This is a genomic window from Arthrobacter sp. Ld5 (assembly GCF_051172775.1).
Taxonomy (GTDB): Bacteria; Actinomycetota; Actinomycetes; order Actinomycetales; family Micrococcaceae; genus Arthrobacter_D.
On the sequence record NZ_JBPKBO010000016.1, the window covers coordinates 46,900 to 64,555 of the forward strand.

The window sequence follows — 17,656 nt, forward strand, 5'->3', positions numbered from 1 at the left end:
CGCTGACGTGCCCGGGACGGTGCATTGCGCTGTGAGCGAAGAACCCGGAGCGGCGCAGCCGATGCCGTCCGCCGGTCGCCGGGCGGGCCCGTAAACTGGGAGCCTTATGGACAGTCCTTCCAGGGGCCGGCTCGACGCCGGCGCACCCTCCCTCCTTGCCCATCCGCTGCCCGGAGCCGACTCCGGACGGGCCGCGGACGCCGATTCCGACCAGGGCGCCCCGCCCGCCCCGTCGGACGCCGCGGACCCCCTCAAACCCGGACCGCTGCTCTCCCGTCCCGGCCTGACCGAGGAGGGGAAGTAGCGGTGGAATGGATCTACCTGGCCGCCGGCCTGCTCCTCGTCCTCGGCACGGGATTCTTCGTGGCCGTCGAGTTCGCCCTCGTCGCCCTCGACCAGACGTACGTCCAGCGGGCGGTCGACGAGGGGGACACGAAGGCCGTCCCGCTGCTGCGCTGCCTGAAGTCGCTCTCGACCCAGCTCTCCAGCTGCCAGCTGGGTATCACGCTCACCACGCTGCTGACCGGCTACGTGATGGAACCCTCCGTGGGGAAGCTCCTCGAGACGCCGCTCACCGCGCTCGGCCTCTCCGAGGCCCTGGTCGCCTCCGCCTCGCTCATCCTCGCGATGATCCTCGCGACCCTGCTGTCCATGCTCATCGGTGAACTGGTCCCCAAGAACCTCTCCATCGCGCTGCCCTTCAGGGTCGGCCGGGCCCTGGCCCGTCCGCAGCTGGTGTTCACCGCCGTTTTCAAGCCCGCCATCCTCGTGCTGAACGGCTTCTCCAATCGCATCCTCAACATCTTCGGGCTGGAGGCCAAGGAGGAGATCTCCGGGGCGCGGACGCCGTCGGAACTCTCCTCGCTCGTGCGGCGCTCCGCCGAAATGGGCACGCTCGACCAGGGCACCGCCAACTTCCTGGCGCGCACCTTCAGCTTCTCGGAGCGGACGGCGGCCGATGTCATGACCCCGCGCATCCGCATGGAGGTGATCGACTCGGACCAGTCCGTGGCCGACGTCGTCGAAGCCGCACGCCGCACCGGCTACTCGCGCTTCCCGCTGATCGGCGACTCCGCGGACGACATCCGGGGAGTGGTCCACGTCAAGAAGGCCGTCGCGGTCCCGCGCCACAAGCGCGCGGAGCTGCCTGCGGGCACCATCATGACCGACGTCCTGCGCGTTCCCGAGACGGTGCACCTCGATTCGCTCCTCAGCGAGCTGCGTGAGGCGAACCTCCAGCTGGCGGTGGTGCTCGACGAGTACGGGGGCACCGCCGGTGTCGCGACGCTCGAGGACCTGGTCGAGGAGATCGTCGGCGAGGTCGCGGACGAGCACGACAAGCTGAAGCTCGGGGTGCTCCAGAGCGCCGCGGGTGACTGGTTCTTCCCCGGTCTGTTGCGCCCCGACGAGGTCACGCTGCAGATCCCGGGCCTCGTGGTGCCCGACGAAGCGGGCTACGAGACCGTGGCCGGGTTCATCATGGCCGAGCTGGGCCGGGTCCCGGCGCCCGGAGACGCCGTCGACGTCCCCGCCGGCACCCTCACCGTGGAACGCATGGACGGGCGGCGCATCGACCGCGTCCAGTTCCGCCCGGCACCCACTCCCGAGATCGGCCACGGGAACGACGCCGAGAGTGCGGTCGTCCCCGAGCACCAGGCGGTGCCCCATGGGCCCTCCGGTGCCGCGCAGGCTCCCGGCCCCGTCCTCGCCGGCAGCACGGCCTACCGAAAGGACTCCCGATGAGTGACTGGGCGGGAATCGTCTGGCTCGTCGTCCTCCTGGCCGGCAACGCCTTCTTCGTCGGCGCGGAATTCGCCATCATGTCGGCGCGCCGCAGCCAGATCGAACCCCTGGCGGAGTCGGGCTCGAAGCGTGCCAGGACCACGATCTGGGCCATGGAGCACGTCTCCCTCATGCTCGCGTGCGCGCAGCTCGGTATCACGGTCTGCTCGCTGCTGATCCTGCAGGTCGCGGAGCCGGCCATCCACCACCTGCTCGTGGTGCCGCTGGAGGCCGTCGGCGTCCCCGAGGGCCTGGCCGGCGGCCTGGCCTTCGCGATCGCGCTGATCCTGGTGACCTTCCTCCACGTGACCTTCGGCGAGATGGTGCCGAAGAACATCTCGGTCTCCGTCGCGGACAAGGCGGCGCTCGTCCTGGCCCCTCCGCTCGTGATGATCGCGAGGATCGTCAACCCGGTGATCGCCTCCCTGAACTGGGCCGCGAACCACATCCTCCGCGCCCTTCGGGTGGAGCCGAAGGACGAGGTGTCCTCGACCTACACGCTGGAGGAGGTGCAGTCGATCGTGGAGGAGTCGACGAAGAGCGGACTCGTGGACGACGAATCGGGTCTGATCACCAGTGCACTCGAATTCTCCGGGCAGACGGCCGCGACGACGATGGTGCCGCTCGGGGAGCTCGTCACCGTCCGCACCGACGCCACACCGGAGGACTTCGAGCGCGCCGTCGGACGGACCGGGTTCTCCCGGTTCGTCATGGTGGACGAGGACGACAACCTGACCGGTTACCTGCACCTGAAGGACATCATGTCGATGCCCCAGGCCATGTACCGCCGGCCCATCACGGAGAACAAGGTCCGCACGCTGGCCAACCTGTCCCTGCAGGACGAGATCGAGGACGCCCTGACGGTCATGCAGCGGACCGGGTCCCACCTGGCGCGCGTGCTCGGTCCCGATGGGTCGACGCGCGGCGTCCTCTTCCTCGAGGACGTGATCGAGCAGCTCGTCGGCGAGATCCGCGACGCCACCCAGAACCAGGGCGCGCGGAGATCGGGGGAGGGCATCGGCGGCCCCGACGCGTGACGGACGGCCCGCAAGCAATGCGAACCGTTCGCGTTTAGGCTATGCTCGAAGCCCTAACCTGAACAGTTCTCATTAGTCAGATCGAGGTCCCATGCCTGTCTCCCGTCGTCTCGCCCTTCCCGCCCTCGTGGCCGTCTCGGCCCTCGGCCTCGCCGCGTGCGGAGACGGAGGAGCCGACGCCGCGGCCGGGCAGGCGGGGGACTCCGGCGACGCGGCGATCACGATCGTCACGTCGACGAATGTCTATGGGGGCATCGCCGCCGCGGTGGGCGGCGACGACGTGGAGGTCACGTCGATCGTCGACAGCCTGAGCCAGGATCCGCACTCGTACGAGCCGACGGTGCAGGACAAGCTGTCCGTCTCGGAGGCGGACCTCGTCATCGAGAACGGCGGCGGGTACGACGCCTTCCTCGGGCGCCTCGCGGACGAGACCGGCGTCGGGACGGTGCTCAACGCCGTCGAGGTGTCCGGCCTCGACGAGCACGCCGGCGAGGAGCCTGCCGGGGACGAGCATGCCGACGAGGAGCACGCGGGCGAGGAGCACGCCCACGGGTCCTTCAACGAGCACGTCTGGTACGACCTCGCCGCCATGGCGACGCTCGCCGACGCCGTGGCGGACGAGCTGGCCCGCCTCGACGGACCCAACGCCGATGCCTACCGCCAGCGCGCCGACGCCTTCATCGAGGACCTGCAGCCCGTCCAGGAGCGTCTCGCCGCGCTGGCGTCGGAGAACGCGGCGAAGGACGTCGAGATCGCCGTGACCGAGCCCGTCCCCGCGTACCTGCTGGAGGCCGCCGGCCTCGAGGACGTGACGCCGGAGGGGTTCATCGAGGCGATCGAGGAGGAGTCGGACGTCCCGGTGGCGGCGCTGGAGGAGATGAAGACCCTCGTCTCGGGTGGCGGTCTCGCCTTCCTTGCCTACAATGGCCAGACCGAGGGAGCGCAGACGGAAGCCGTCCGTTCCGTCGCCGAGGAGGCGGACCTTCCCGTCGTCGAGTTCACCGAGACCCTGCCCGACGGCGAGGACTACGTGTCCTGGATGGCGGGCAACACGGACAGCATCGAAGCCGCCCTCGGATCCTGAGGACCCCGCACCACGCACCACCCCCGCACCGTGACCCACGACAGACTGGAAGCCGCACCGCATGACCTCGACAGTGCCCCGGTCCGCGCCCCCCTCCGGGGGGACGGGCGTGCGACCGGCGATCAGTCTGCGCGACGCGGCGCTGTCCTTCGGCAGCCGCACCCTGTGGGAGGGGCTGGACCTCGACATCATGCCCGGTGAGTTCTTCGCCGTACTGGGCCCCAACGGGTCGGGCAAGACGAGCTTCCTGAAGGTCCTGCTGGGGCTGCAGGCCCTCGACTCCGGCACCGCGACCGTCGACGGCGGCCCGGTCACGCGCGGCAGCCGGGCGCTCGGGTACATCCCCCAGCAGAAATCCTTCCCCGCCGAGACACCGCTGCGGGCCCGCGACCTCGTGGGGCTCGGAGTGGACGGCCACCGCTGGGGGCTGCGCGTGAGGGGCCGCGGATACCGCGAGCACGTGGACCGTCTCCTGCACGCCGTCGGCGCCGAATCCTATGCGGACGCGCCGGTCGGGCTCCTCTCGGGCGGCGAGCAGCAGCGGCTGCGGGCCGCGCAGGCGCTCGCGACGGACCCGGCCGTCCTCCTGTGCGACGAGCCGCTGCTCTCGCTGGACCTGAACCACCAGCAGGCCGTGAGCGCCCTCATCAACCGGCAGTGCCACGAGCAGAACAGTGCGGTGGTCTTCGTGACCCACGAGATCAACCCCGTGATCGACTACGTCGATCGCGTGCTCTACCTCGCCGACGGGAAGTTCCGGGTGGGCAGCCCCGCGGAGGTCATGACCAGCGAGGTGCTCTCCGATCTGTACGACAGCCCCGTCGAGGTGCTGCACAGCAACGGGCGGATCGTCGTCGTCGGCCTGCCGGATGCCACGACCCACCATCATGAGAGCGCCTAGGCCATGGACTTCCAGGACATCCTCGACGCCGTCTTCACGTTCGACAACTACGCCCAGCTGCTGCCGCTGGTCAGGAACTCGCTCATCGCCGGTGCGGTGCTCGGCCTCCTCGGCGGGCTGATCGGCACCTTCGTCATGATGCGCGACCTCGCCTTCGCGGTGCACGGCATCGCCGAGCTCTCCTTCGCCGGGGCCGCGTTCGCGCTCCTGGTCGGGGCGAACGTGGTGGCCGGGTCGCTCGTCGGCTCGGTCCTCGCCGCGCTCGTCCTCGGCCTCATGGGCATCCGCGCGCGGGACCGGAACTCGATCATCGGCGTCGTCATGCCCTTCGGCCTCGGCCTCGGCATCCTCTTCCTCGCCCTCTACGAAGGGCGTGCGGCCAACAAGTTCGGTCTCCTGACCGGGCAGATCGTCTCGGTCGACGACGTGCAGCTCAATCTGCTCGTGGGGTGCGCGGTCGTCGTCATGCTCGCCCTGGCCGCGATCTGGCGGCCGCTCACCTTCGCGAGCGCCGACCCCGACCTGGCCGAGGCCCGCGGCGTGCCGGTCAGGGGCCTCTCGATCCTCTTCATGGTGCTGCTGGGCATCTCCGTCGCCCTGTCCATCCAGGTCGTCGGCGCCCTCCTGGTCCTCGCCCTGCTGATCACGCCCGCCGCCGCCGCCCTGAAGGTGTCGTCGTCGCCCGGCGTGGTCGTGCTGCTCAGCGTGGTGTTCGCGTGTACCTCCGTGGTGGGCGGGATCCTGCTCGCGCTCGGCGGCCGCATCCCGATCAGCCCGTACGTCACGACCATCTCCTTCGCCATCTACCTCGTGTGCCGCGTGGTCGGGTCCCGCCGTGCGGTGCGGAGATCCCGCCGGTCGGGGAGCGGCATCGGATCGCAGCGGACGACGGCGGGTGTTCCCGCCTGAGGGCGACGACGCAGGAGCGGACGAGCCCCGGCCGAGAGTCCAAGGACTAGTTGGACGAGGAACCGGCGTCGTGATCCGGCTGCCGGACGGCGTCGGCGATCGCCTGTTCCATGTTCCGCAGGAAACGGGTGACCGTCTCGGTCTCCTCGCCCGTGAGGCCGTCCGCGGCGGCGAGGACGCCGCGCTTCTCGATGTCGAAGGCGGATCTGAACTCCTCCGTGGCCCTGTCGCCGGGTCCCAGGATGACCCCGCGGCGGTCGACGGGATGGCGGCGCCGCCGGGTGAATCCGGCCCTCTCGAGCCGGTCGATCACGAGGGTGGTCGATGCGCTCGAGATCCCGAGGGCGGATGCCAGTTCCTTCGGGCTCGCCCCCTCGTCCTTCTGCCAGACGCCGAGGAGGTAGCGCAGGGCGGCGAGATCGGTCTCGTTGATACTGAGCCGCTCGCTGAGCGCCCGGCGGAGACCGCTCTCCACGGTCCGGTAGGCCCTGAGTGCATTGAGGACGTCCACGCCCGTCGCGGCCTGGTGGGGGGCGCCTTCCCCGGACGGGGGATACCAGTAGCCCGCTCCCTGCCGCGCGTCCGAAGGTCTCATGGATTTATCCTAGACCATCTAGTAGTCAGCCCGCCTAGCTACATGGACCCCGGCTGTTCGGCCGGGGGGTCGGCGGTCCCGACCGCCGGGAACTCCAGGTCGGGCAGTGCACGGCTGAGGGCGACGAGGAACCGGTGGATGGTGGCGCTGTCCTCGGGCGGAAGGGCGGAGGCGACCTGCATCATCCGCTCGTGCATCGTGCCCATGGTGGACCGCACCTCGTGCTCGGTCGTCGCTGTCGGCCAGATCTCGATCGCCCTGCCGTCGGCGGCGTTCCGGCGTCGTTCGGCATGGCCGCTCCGCTGCAGGCGGTCGATCAGCACGGTCGTCGCGGCGGAGGAGATCCCGAGTTCACGGGACAGGGCCGCGGCGCTGACCGGCCGTCCGGCCTGGCCCGCGCGCAGCATGACGCGCAGCGCGGTCATGTCCGTCCTGCCGAGGTGCATGGAGTCCCGGCTCTGGCCCCGCATGGAGCTCTCGGCATCCCGGTAACGACGTATGGCGTCCACGAGATCGTGGACGGGATCCGCGCGCTCGGCGCCGTCGGGGGACATCACCGGACCAGCCTAATGGACCGCACCGACACCGTCTGTACTCCGCCGTGATGACGAGGATGACAGTCGTGCGGCTCCGTGCGGTGCCAACCGCTCAGGGGCGGCCCGCAGCCGCCGTGCAGTCCGGACACAGGCCGTGGATCTCGACCGTGTGGGCGGCGTCGGTGAAGCCGTGGTCCGCTGCGACCCTGGCCGCCCACTGCTCGACGGCCGGCGCCTCGATCTCCACGGCGCGTCCGCAGTTCCTGCAGAGCAGGTGGTGGTGGTGGTGCTCGACGGCGCAGCGACGGTAGACCGCTTCGTTGTCGCCGTTGCGCAGGACATCCACGAGGCCGTCGTCGGCCATGGACTGGAGGATGCGGTACGCGGTGGCGAGCGAGACCGATTCGCCGCGCTCGTGGAGCACACGGTGGAGTTCCTGCGTGCTCACGAAGTCGTCGAGGGCGTCGAGGGCGGCGCTCACGGCACGCCGCTGCCGTGTGACGCGCTGCTCGGAACCCCTGCGCGTGGGCGGCGCCGGCGGCGTGGGCCGCGCGGAGGGCGCGGCCGGGACCGCCCTCGTTCCTGCCTCGGAAGTCCCTTTCGGCGTCATGTCCTACCCTTCCTGCGGGCTCGGGTGCCCGGGATCAGAGTCAAGATTATCAGCGCGGACGGCGGTAGTCTGAGGCGATGCTGCTGACCAAGTACTCCCATGCATGCGTGAGGCTCGAACGGGACGGGTCCGTGCTCGTGCTCGATCCCGGAACCTATTCCGAGGTCGAGGAGGCACTCTCGGGAGCCGCTGCCGTCCTCATCACCCACGAGCACCCCGACCACATCGCCGTCGACCGCGTGGTCGCCGTGCTCGCCGCGCATCCTTCGGTGGAGCTGTGGGCGCCCCGGAGCGTGGCGGACGCCGTCATCGAGGGCCTGGGGAACGCGACGGGGGAGCGTGTCCACGCCGTGGGCGGAGGGGAGGAGTTCACGGCCGGCGGGTTCCGGGTGAGGACCTTCGGCGGGCAGCACGCGCTGATCCATCCCCTGATCCCCGTGATCGCCAACGTGGGTTTCCTCATCGAGGACGCCGTCTACCACCCCGGCGACTCGCTGATCGTGCCGGACGGGATCGGCGTCGAGACGCTCCTGGTCCCGGTGCACGCGCCCTGGTCGAAGCTGGCCGAGGTCGTGGACTTCGTGGCCTCGGTCAGGGCACCCCGTGCCTTCCAGATCCATGACGCACTCCTCAACGAGGACGGGCTCGACATCGTCGAGGGCCACCTCACGCGTCTGGGTGCGGGGTACGGCACGTCCTACCGCCACCTCGCCGTCCGTGAGGCCGTCCAGGTCTGACCGTCCCGTTCACCACCGGGCCGGGTCCTTGGAGGGCGGAACCCCGTGTGGTGGACTGACCTGCATCAGGACCGGTCGCGGTGAACCCCGTGGTCCGGTCGCCCTTTCCGACAGGAGATCTCGATGAAGACTCTGATGGATGTGCAGGAGCTGCGGGACCGGATGACCTCCGGCCGGCAGACCATCCTGCTGGATGTGCGCTGGTCCCTGGGTGATCCCCACGGCCACCGGCACTACCGCGAAGCCCACATACCCGGCGCCGTGTACGTGGACCTGGAGACGCAGCTCTGCGCCCCGGGCGGTCCTGGACTCGGACGCCACCCGCTGCCCGACCCCGAGGCACTCCAGGAGGCCGCCCGCCAGTGGGGGCTGAGCGACGGCGACACCGTGGTCGCCTACGACGACTCCGGAAATCTCGCCGCCGCACGTCTCTGGTGGCTCCTCCGCGACGCAGGCTTCGCGAGGGTCGGTCTCCTCGACGGCGGGCTGAGTGCCTGGCGCGGGGCGGGGTACGACGTCGAGGGCGGGGAGGAGCAACACTGCGTGGGCAGCGTCCACCTCGCTTCGGGCCGGATGCCCGTGGTCTCCATCCCCGATCTGCTCGACCCCGCGCAGGATGACGTGGTGCTCGACGCCCGCGCCGGTGAACGCTTCCGCGGCGAGCACGAGCCGGTCGACCCGAAGGCCGGCCACATCCCCGGGGCCGTCAGCGCCCCGGCGACCGACAGCCTCGGCGACGACAGCCGCTTCCGGTCCGCGGAGGAGCTCCGCCGCCGGTTCGAGGGTCTGGGCGCCGGCCGTGGCCGCACCGCGGTCTACTGCGGGTCGGGCATCACGGCGGCGCACTCGATCGCGGCGCTCGACATCGCCGGGATCGACGCGGCGCTGTTCCCGGGCTCGTGGTCCCAGTGGTCGACGACGGAGGGATTGCCCGTCGCGACGGGCGCCTGACCCACCTGGGGCGGTCCTGCGGCGGGGTTCACGGTGGCCCCGCCGCACGACGGCGCGGTAGCGTCGGATCATGACCCCAGGACGACCCGCACCGCCTCCCCTGCGCGGCGGCATCCCGCTGCCTGCCGGCCGGGCGCGCGGCGGTGTTCCCCCGGCAGCAACCCCAGGAGGACCGATGACCACTCTCTTCACCAGGATCATCAACGGCGAGGTGCCCGGGCGCTTCGTGTGGCAGGACGACGACGTTGTCGCGTTCCTCACCATCGCTCCGATCACCCCGGGACACACGCTCGTGGTCCCGCGGCGGGAGATCCCGCACTGGCTCGAGGCCGATCCGGAGACCCTGACCCGCGTGATGGCCGTGGCCCAGACCATCGGCAGGGCGCAGGAGGCGGCTTTCGGAGCCGAGCGCGTGGGCGTCCTCCTCGAGGGCTACGAGGTGCCGCACCTGCACGTGCACGTCTGGCCCACCCGGTCACCGGAGGATTTCGACGTCAAGCGCGTGGACCACGCGCCGGACCCGGCAGCGATGGACCGGAACGCCGAGGTCCTGCGGAGCGCGCTGCGGGATGCCGGCCATTCCGCGTCCGTCCCCGACTGAGGGGCCTTGGACCGCTACCGCTGACCGCTCGCCGCTGGTAGGTTCCCGGAGCATGGAAGCGATCGAGAGAATGCTGTCGGGTGGGCACCCCAACTCGATGGGACGTACGGTCGAGGTCGTCGAACTGGTGGCGGCGGACCGGTCGCGACTGCAGGAGTTGTTCGACTGCTACGGCAGTGAGGACCCGGTGGTCCGGCTGCGCACCTCCAGCGCCTTCAAGCGCCTCGAGGCCGCGCGGCACGAGTGGCTGGTCCCGTTCGCCGATCGGCTCATCGACGACGTCGGGACGCTGGACCAGCCCTCCGCGCAGTGGACGCTCGCGAAGCTCTTCCTGCGCCTCACGGCGGACCTGACGCCGGACCAGCGCGACCGCGCGACACTCCTCCTGCAGCGCAACCTCGAGCGGGAGCACGACTGGGTGGTCCTGATCAACACCATGGAGACGCTCTCCGCATGGTCCGACGGCGATCCCGCCCTGCGCGCGTGGCTGGACCCCCAGCTGGAGCGCCTGGCGGAGGACCCTCGGACGTCGGTGGCCGAGCGGGCGCGGAACCTCGCTGCCAGGGCCAGGGGGGACCGGGAGCCGTCCGGCGCTCCGGCGTCCGACGGCGGCGGACGCGTCGCGGTCACCGCGTCTCGGCGAGGGCCTCGTTGAGGGCTGTCCGCACGCGTTTCTCGGACACCGAGTAGGCGGTCCCGAGGTCCTGGGCGAACAGGCTCACCCGCAGCTCCTCGATCATCCAGCGGACGCGGGCCAGGGACGCGGGCCGGTGCCGTCCGGCGGCGAGGGACGCGACGGCGTCGTCGTACTCGTCCTCGAGACGCTGGATGACCGCTGTTCCGAGGCCGTCGCGCTGCACGTTGGTCGGGAGCTTCTCGAGTCGCACTTCGATGGCCCGCAGGTACCGCGGGAGGTGCGCCAGCTGGGCGTAGCCCGTGGCCGCGACGAAGCCGGGGTGCACGAGGTGCTCGAGCTGGCTCCGGACGTCGTTCAGGGCGGTGATCAGCGCCGGGCTCGTGGTCCCCTTGAGCTGCTTCTGGATGCGCCGGTTGCTGGAGAGCACCTTCTCGACGGTCGCCGTCACGATGAAGACGGTGTCGATGAGCTCAGCACGCACCTCCTCGTAGAGCCGGTCGAACGCCGCCTCGCTCCAGGGCAGCTGCTCGGGAACGAGCTTGTCGATCGCCGCGAGCGAGCAGTCGCGGATGAGTTCGGCGACACTGCCGTGCGGGTTCTGGCTGAAGGTGAGCTTCTCGGTGTTGCTGAGGTGCTCCAGCACGTACTTCGCGGGACTCGGGATGCGCAGGGACAGGAGCCGGATGATCCCGGCGCGCATCGCCGTCGCCTGCTCGCCCGTGGTCGGGAACACCCGCAGGCCCACCGACGTGCCCTCGTCGACGACGGCGGGGTACCCGGTGACCCGGTGTCCGGCGACGGTACGGGATACCTCGCGCTGGAGCTCCCCGAAGACCCAGGTGCTCTCACCCGTCCGTTCCGCGACCGCCGGTGCCTCCGCCACGGCCAGCCCGCCACGGGACGGTGACGCTCCGTGCGCGGACGGCCCGCCCCCCGTGGAGGCGTCCACCGCGGGCGTCCGGCCGGACCCGCGGCCTGCCGGTCCGGTGCCGCTCCGGCCGGCGGGACCGGCGGAGGCCTTCACGCGGCCCCCGCGGCCCGGGCCGCCCGCCGGCCGGGTGCTGCCGGGCGTCGCGCCGAGGGACTCCGCGATGGCGCGGCTGACCGCGGACGCCAGGGCCTCCCTCAGTGCCTCGAGGTCGCGGGACTCGTCGAGCACGCGCCCGGCGGCGTCGACGATCCGGAACATCATGAGCAGGTGCGGCGGCACCGCGGACCAGGTCCACGACCCCGGCGGGATGACGTGGCCCCGCAGGCGGCGCAGCGCGAGCTCGAGGGACGTCTCGAGATCGTCCTGCGCGGGATCGAAGTCCGTCGCGAGGGCTGCGACGGCGCTTCGGGCGACGTCGGGGGCGGGCACGAAGTTCTTCCGTATCTGCTTCGGCAGTGACTTGATGAGCGCGGTGACGAGTTCCACGCGCTGTCCGGGGATCTGCCAGCGGAACGGCTTCGGGTCCAGCTGGTTCAGGAACAGGACGGGGATGGTGACGGTGACGCCGTCGTGCGCGCCGGGGGTGAGCGGCGAGAACTCATAGGTCAGGGGCAGCTCGAAGCCCGCCTGGTGCCAGGTGCTCGGGAAGGCCGTCTCGTCGAGTTCCGCCGCGTCCTCGCTGAGCAGCTTCTCGGGGTCGAAGTCGAGCAGGTCCGGGGACGTGTGGCGCGCCTTCTTCCACCAGGAGTCGAAGTGCCGCTCGGAGACGACCTCGGGGCCGATCCTCTGGTCGTAGAACTCGAACAGGGTCTCGTCGTCGACCCGCAGGTCGCGCCGTCGGAGGCGGTTCTCGAGCTCTTCCACCTCGGCGAGGCGGGCCTGGTTGCGGCTGAAGAACGTGTGGTGGGTCTTCCAGTCGCCCTCGACGAGGGCATGCCGGATGAACAGCTCGCGGGCCACCTCACGGTCGATGCGCCCGTAGTTGATGCGGCGCTGCGGCACGATCGGCACCCCGTAGAGCGTCACCTTCTCGTACGCCATGACCGAGCCCATCTTCCGGGACCAGTGCGGTTCGCTGTACGAGCGCTTCACGAGGTGCGGCGCCACCTGCTCCGCCCACAGCGGGTCGATGCGCGCCACGACGCGGGCCCAGAGCCGGGAGGTCTCCACGAGCTCCGCGGCCATGACCCAGTCGGGTGACTTCTTGAACAGGGCCGATCCCGGGAACACGGCGAAGCGGGTCCCCCGGGCGCCGGAGTACTCGCGCTTGCGCTGATCGTAGAGGCCGATGTTGCCCAGCAGGCCCGAGAGCAGGCTGATGTGGATCTGCTCGTGGAGGCCCACGGGATCCACGGGGCCGGCCGGCAGGGTGATGCCGAGCGGCTTCGCGAGCTGGCGCAGCTGCTGGAAGAGGTCCTGCCACTCCCGCACGCGCAGGTAGTTGATGAACTCCGTGCGGCACAGTTTGCGGAACTGCGTCGAGGAGAGCTCGTCCTGCTTCTCCTGGAGGTAGCGCCACAGGTTGAGGTAGGCCGTGAAATCCGAGTTCTCGTCCACGAAGCGCTTGTGCTTCTCGGCGGCCTGCTGCTGTCTGGCCGGCTGGTCCGCCGACGGCCGTTCCCGTGGATCCTGGATGGTCAGGGCCGCGGCGAGCACCATGACCTCCTTGACCGAGCCGCGCGCCCCGGCCTCGACGATCATGCGCCCCAGGCGGGGGTCGACCGGGAGCTGCGCGAGTTTGCGGCCCACCGGGGACAGCCCGCCGTCGTCCTTCAGCGCTCCGAGTTCGCGGAGCAGCGCGACGCCGTCGTTGATCGCCTTCGTCTCGGGAGGCTCGACGAACGGGAAATCCGCGATGTCCTTGGGGCTGCGGGTGACCCCCATGGCCGCCATCTGCAGGATGACCGCGGCGAGGCTGGTGCGGAGGATCTCCGGCTCGGTGAACGGCCGTCGCGACGCGTAGTCCTCCTCGGAGTAGAGGCGGATGGCGATGCCGTCGGACACACGGCCGCTGCGGCCCGACCGCTGGTTCGCGGAGGCCTGGGAGACGCGCTCGATGGGCAGGCGCTGCACCTTCGTTCGGTGCGAGTACCGGGAGATCCGGGCGGTGCCGGTGTCGATGACGTACTTGATGCCGGGCACGGTGAGCGAGGTCTCCGCGACGTTCGTCGCGAGGATGATGCGGCGGTGGCTGCCGGTGGGTCGGAAGACGCGGTGCTGCTCCTCGAGGGAGAGCCTCGCGAAGAGGGGGAGCACCTCGGTGCCGCGCAGGCGGGTGGTGGACTGGATGCGCGCGCGGAGGGCGTCGGCGGCGTCCCGGATCTCGCGCTCGCCGGAGAAGAACACGAGGACGTCGCCGGGGGCTTCCAGGGACAGCTCGTCCACCGCGTCGCAGACGGCGTCGAGCGGGTCGCGTTCCTCCTCGAGTTCGCTGTCCGCGCCGCCCTCGCCGTCGTCGAGCCCGCCCGGCGGCTGGTCGAGGGGCCGGTAGCGGATCTCGACCGGATACGTGCGGCCCGAGACCTCGATGATCGGGGCGGGGGAGGTGTGCGCGACGGCGGCATCGGCGGCGAAGTGCGCGGCGAAGCGCTCGGGGTCGATGGTGGCCGAGGTGATGATGACCTTCAGGTCCGGCCGCTCGGGAAGGATCCGCTTGAGGTAGCCGAGGATGAAGTCGATGTTGAGGCTGCGTTCGTGCGCCTCGTCGATGATGATCGTGCTGTACTTGCGCAGCATCCTGTCGTGCTGGATCTCGGCGAGGAGGATGCCGTCCGTCATCAGCTTGATCTTCGTCTTCCGGCCCACCGATCCGGTGAAGCGGACCTGGTAGCCCACCTCGTCGCCCAGCGGGACCTGCAGTTCCTCGGCGATGCGCTCGGCGACGGTGCGGGCCGCGAGGCGCCGGGGCTGGGTGTGACCGATCAGCCCGTGCTCCGCGAGGCCGAGCTCCAGGCACATCTTGGGGATCTGCGTCGTCTTTCCGGACCCGGTCTCACCGGCGATGATGGTGACCTGGTTGGCCGCGATGGCGGCCATGATGTCGGCCCGGCGTTCGGAGACAGGAAGATCCGCGGGGTAGGAGATTGTCAGTGGCATAGTTGCCTGCCAGTCTAGTTCCTCGTGCCGGGTCGCAGGCCGGATGTTCACCGAGGGCGGGGGCCCGGCGCTCCGTCGACCTATGGCTCCCGCGGTGCCGCACCCGTCGCGCGGCGGAGCCGGTCGGCGACGACGGCGGCGCGCTCGCGCATCGCGGCCGGTTCGAGGACCTCGAAATCAATGTCCCAGCTCGCCAGGTAGGCGAGCGGGAAGTCCAGGGAGTCGAAGCCCGCCCGCAGGATTGTGTGGTGGTCGCCGTCGGCCTCGAGGGTGCCCGTGCTGGGCGGGACGTGCGGCTCCAGCTCCTGGAGGGGCGCGTGGAACCGGATCACGGCGTCGTAGGAGAAGGGCGAGCGTGTGATGGACTCCTGCACGTAGACCGCGAGGTCGGGAGCGGGCAGGGGACGGGGCAGGAAGCGGTCCCGGGCCGCCGGCACGCTGCGGCACCGGTCCACCCGGAAGGTCCGCCAGTCCTCCCGGGACAGGTCGAAGGCCACCAGGTACCACCGCCGTCCGGTGTCCACGAGCCGGTAGGGCTCGACGACGCGCCGCGAGGACTCGCCGTCGTGCCGGTCGTAGCGGAACGCGACGCTGCGGCGCTCGGTGATGGCTACCGAGAGCGCGGTCAGGATCTCCGGATCGACCGGTGTACTCACCGCCGCCATGCGTGTCACCGCCGAGCGCAATCCAGCGAAGCGGGGCCTGAGCCGGGGAGGCAGTACCTGCTCGAGCTTGGTGAGCGCTCGCACGGAGGCTTCCCCCACGCCGGAGACCGGGCTGGCCGTGACCGCGGTCAGGCCGATCGCGACGGCGAGGGCCTCGTCGTCGTCGAGCAGGAGGGGCGGCAGCTGGGCCCCGGCGCCGAGCTGGTACCCGCCGGCCACGCCCGGAGAGGCGTTGATGGGGTAGCCGAGCGTGCGCAGCTTGCCGATGTCCCGTCGGACCGTCCGTTCGGTGACGCCCATGCGCTGTGCGAGGGCGGGGCCGGTCCACTCGCGCCGGAGCTGGAGGAGCGAGAGGAGCTGCAGCAGACGCGCCGACGTCTCGATCATGGACCAACGGTACGGCGAAAAGCGGACGGGAGCTGTCCTCGATCTATGCCTTCTGGCCGATCCGGTGGCCAGCGGCCGGCGTGGCACGTCGGGGGTGGCGGCCGGTGGCCGACGCCGGAAGGTCTGGAGGTCTCGATCGGATCGGTGTAGGTCGGCGGCGATAACCGGCGAATCGGTGATTCGCACCGATTACTTGACGTCGGAAGTTCTGGAGGTCTCGATCTGATCGGTGCAGACCGTCGGCAATCGCCGGCGCATCGGTGATTCACCGCTGGATTTTGTCGGCTGACCGCGGGGCTGTCCGAGGTGGCGCTGCAATCGCCAGCCCGTCGATACGGACCGGTGGGTGGAGACGGTGTTCTTCGCAGTCGGCGGTGGTGATGGACGAGGTGGTGGGCGGGTGCTGAAGGGTCGTTCGTCTGCGAGGTATCGGTCTGTGCACAGGGGTCGCAACCGACCTGAAAATGTCGGTGGTGGTTGGGAGAATTCGGTATGGACAGCAGCCGGAATGCTCCTCCCGTCACCGCCGACAGCGGTGGTGCTTCGGGGGTGGGTGTCTCGTCGGCTCCCGGCCGGTCGGCGTCAATCTTGTCCGGCGCGGTTCCTGCGGCTGGCGTGCGTTCCACGGCGCCGGCTGTTCGGGTGCGGGAGCTGATCGGTGCGGTGCGGTCGCTTCCGGTCGGCACGGTCGATGCCAGTGGTGTAGTCGGCGCGGCTGGTGCGGACGGTGCTGAGCTGATCGATCTTGTCGGCACGTTGGAGGAGTTGAAGTCAGCGATCGCCGGGGTCCAGGCGCGGGCGGCGGTAGCGTTCGATCTCGCCCAACGCCAAGCGCAGGCTCAGGCAGGTGTTCCGGCCTCCGAGCAGAGCCGTGGGGTGGGCGCGCAGCTCGCTCTCGCACGAAAGGAGTCCCCAGCCCGCGGAAGCCGACTCCTGGGGTTGGCGCGGGCGCTGGTGACGGAGATGGCGCACACCCTCACCGCCCTGGACACGGGCCAGTTGAATGAGTGGCGGGCGACGCTGCTGGTCCGGGAGACGGCGTGCCTGTCGGCGGCGGATCGGTGCGCGGTCGACGAGGACCTGGCAGCGGACAGGGGAACCTTCGAGGGCGCCGGGGATAGGACACTCATTGCCGCGGCGCGGGCGGCGGCGTACCGGCGGGATCCCCGCTCAGTGACCCAGCGGGCGTCCCACGCTGCCAGGGACCGGCATGTGAGTCTGCGTCCGGCGCCGGACACCATGACGTACCTGACAGCCCTGCTCCCGGTGGCGCAGGGCGTGGCGATGCATGCGGAGCTGACCCGGCACGCCGACACCTGCCGCGCGGCAGGCGATGAGCGCAGCCGGGGGCAGTTGATGGCGGACGCCCTGGTGGAGCGGACCACCGGGACACCGGGTGGGTTCTCCCGGGTGGAGGTGCAGCTGATCATGACCGACCGTGCCCTGCTCCAGGGCGACAGCGAACCGGCACGGCTACCCGGGTACGGGATCGTTCCCGCCGGCTGGGCCCGGAACCTCCTCACCGGCGAGAAGCCTTCGACGAACACAGCCGATCCGGCGGCCACCCGGGGGTTCGAGATCTGGCTCCGACGCCTCTACACGGCACCCGATTCTGGGGATCTGATCGCCGCCGATTCCCGGTCCCGGCTGTTCACGGCCGGGCAGCGCCGCTTCCTCCAGGCCCGGGATGATCTGTGCCGGACCCCGTACTGCGATGCCCCGATCCGGCACTACGACCACATCATCGCCTGGCACACCAACGGACCCACGAGCCTCGCCAACGGGGCAGGGCTCTGCGAGGCCTGCAACCACACCAAGGAACTCCCCGGCTGGAAGGCCACAGCACCACCCAGCCCCTGCCCCGGCCCCGGGTTCAGTGCCCGGCACACCCTCACCATCAGCACACCCACCGGCCACACCTACTCCTCCACCGCACCACCCCTCCCCGGCAGCAGACCGAACAGGACGGACCACGAACAACGAGAACGGCAAGGGCAGCGCGGCAGTGAACCGAGCCACCCGCCGATGCCGGACGGCCACAGGCGGAACGATGGCAGTACACCGACACGGCCCGTCCGCGACTCCCGCCGGGCCCAACTGCTCCTCGCCTGAGCCACGCCGTGGAGCCGCGAAACCGCGTGATGGACCTGCGCCTGATGAGGACTCGCGGAAGACTGCATCATCGTGGTCCTGCGGA

Annotated in this window: 16 protein-coding genes; 11 read left to right on the plus strand and 5 right to left on the minus strand. The window is 70.5% G+C overall.

Translation table 11 applies throughout. The annotated features are described in order from the left end of the window. The first annotated feature begins 106 nt into the window (after positions 1-106). The 6 genes from ACSGDB_RS06915 (at position 107) to ACSGDB_RS06940 (ending at position 5,713) form a co-directional block, all read left to right on the plus strand. Complete coding sequence (locus tag ACSGDB_RS06915) at positions 107-304, plus strand: hypothetical protein (RefSeq protein WP_434993777.1); 198 nt, start codon at positions 107-109, stop codon at positions 302-304. A 2-nt stretch (positions 305-306) separates the two neighbouring features. Continuing rightward, the gene (locus tag ACSGDB_RS06920; RefSeq protein WP_434993778.1) at positions 307-1,743 is read left to right on the plus strand and encodes a hemolysin family protein; all 1,437 of its coding nucleotides are present in this window, start codon (positions 307-309) and stop codon (positions 1,741-1,743) included. Then, entirely contained in the window at positions 1,740-2,819 is a 1,080-nt protein-coding gene (locus tag ACSGDB_RS06925) for a hemolysin family protein (RefSeq protein WP_434993779.1), read from the plus strand. Before ACSGDB_RS06920 ends, ACSGDB_RS06925 begins: the two co-directional genes overlap by 4 nt. 91 nt (positions 2,820-2,910) lie before the next feature. Then, positions 2,911-3,903 carry a metal ABC transporter solute-binding protein, Zn/Mn family gene (locus tag ACSGDB_RS06930; RefSeq protein ID WP_434993780.1) on the plus strand — a complete coding sequence of 331 codons (993 nt, stop codon included), beginning with the start codon at positions 2,911-2,913 and terminating at the stop codon, positions 3,901-3,903. Between the two features lie 61 nt (positions 3,904-3,964). Beyond that, on the plus strand, positions 3,965-4,804 hold the full coding sequence (locus ACSGDB_RS06935; RefSeq protein ID WP_434993781.1) for a metal ABC transporter ATP-binding protein: 840 nt from the start codon (positions 3,965-3,967) through the stop codon (positions 4,802-4,804). A gap of 3 nt (positions 4,805-4,807) precedes the next feature. Beyond that, a complete protein-coding gene (locus tag ACSGDB_RS06940; protein ID WP_434993782.1) occupies positions 4,808-5,713 on the plus strand; it encodes a metal ABC transporter permease in 906 nt (301 codons plus the stop codon). A 46-nt stretch (positions 5,714-5,759) separates the two neighbouring features. Here the strand turns inward: ACSGDB_RS06940 and ACSGDB_RS06945 are convergent, their stop codons facing one another. The 3 genes from ACSGDB_RS06945 to ACSGDB_RS06955 form a co-directional block, all read right to left on the minus strand. Continuing rightward, positions 5,760-6,308 (minus strand): MarR family winged helix-turn-helix transcriptional regulator, encoded by a 549-nt coding sequence (locus ACSGDB_RS06945; RefSeq protein WP_434993783.1) that lies wholly within the window; start codon positions 6,306-6,308, stop codon positions 5,760-5,762. Positions 6,309-6,346: 38 nt separating this feature from the next. Next, positions 6,347-6,862, minus strand: a complete 516-nt coding sequence (locus ACSGDB_RS06950) for a MarR family winged helix-turn-helix transcriptional regulator (protein ID WP_434993977.1) — start codon at positions 6,860-6,862, stop codon at positions 6,347-6,349. A gap of 94 nt (positions 6,863-6,956) precedes the next feature. Further along, positions 6,957-7,454, minus strand: coding sequence for a Fur family transcriptional regulator (locus ACSGDB_RS06955; protein ID WP_434993784.1), 498 nt, complete (start codon positions 7,452-7,454; stop codon positions 6,957-6,959). Between the two features lie 77 nt (positions 7,455-7,531). Between ACSGDB_RS06955 and ACSGDB_RS06960 the strand changes: the two genes are divergently transcribed. The 4 genes from ACSGDB_RS06960 (at position 7,532) to ACSGDB_RS06975 (ending at position 10,398) form a co-directional block, all read left to right on the plus strand. Then, positions 7,532-8,191: an MBL fold metallo-hydrolase gene (locus ACSGDB_RS06960; RefSeq protein WP_434993785.1), complete on the plus strand. Its 660-nt coding sequence runs from the start codon at positions 7,532-7,534 to the stop codon at positions 8,189-8,191. Between the two features lie 123 nt (positions 8,192-8,314). Next, the gene (locus ACSGDB_RS06965; protein ID WP_434993786.1) at positions 8,315-9,142 is read left to right on the plus strand and encodes a sulfurtransferase; all 828 of its coding nucleotides are present in this window, start codon (positions 8,315-8,317) and stop codon (positions 9,140-9,142) included. 175 nt (positions 9,143-9,317) lie between these two features. Next, positions 9,318-9,743, plus strand: a complete 426-nt coding sequence (locus ACSGDB_RS06970; RefSeq protein WP_434993787.1) for an HIT family protein — start codon at positions 9,318-9,320, stop codon at positions 9,741-9,743. 52 nt (positions 9,744-9,795) lie between these two features. Then, entirely contained in the window at positions 9,796-10,398 is a 603-nt protein-coding gene (locus tag ACSGDB_RS06975; protein WP_434993788.1) for a hypothetical protein, read from the plus strand. On the opposite strand, the gene hrpA is transcribed toward ACSGDB_RS06975, so the two are convergent. Next, a complete protein-coding gene (hrpA, locus tag ACSGDB_RS06980; protein ID WP_434993789.1) occupies positions 10,370-14,407 on the minus strand; it encodes an ATP-dependent RNA helicase HrpA in 4,038 nt (1,345 codons plus the stop codon). The genes ACSGDB_RS06975 and hrpA overlap by 29 nt on opposite strands. 80 nt (positions 14,408-14,487) lie before the next feature. After that, entirely contained in the window at positions 14,488-15,459 is a 972-nt protein-coding gene (locus ACSGDB_RS06985; RefSeq protein ID WP_434993790.1) for a helix-turn-helix transcriptional regulator, read from the minus strand. 492 nt (positions 15,460-15,951) lie between these two features. On the opposite strand from ACSGDB_RS06985, the gene ACSGDB_RS06990 reads away from it, so the two are divergent. Next, positions 15,952-17,571 carry an HNH endonuclease gene (locus ACSGDB_RS06990; RefSeq protein ID WP_434993791.1) on the plus strand — a complete coding sequence of 540 codons (1,620 nt, stop codon included), beginning with the start codon at positions 15,952-15,954 and terminating at the stop codon, positions 17,569-17,571. The last annotated feature ends 85 nt before the right edge of the window (positions 17,572-17,656 follow it).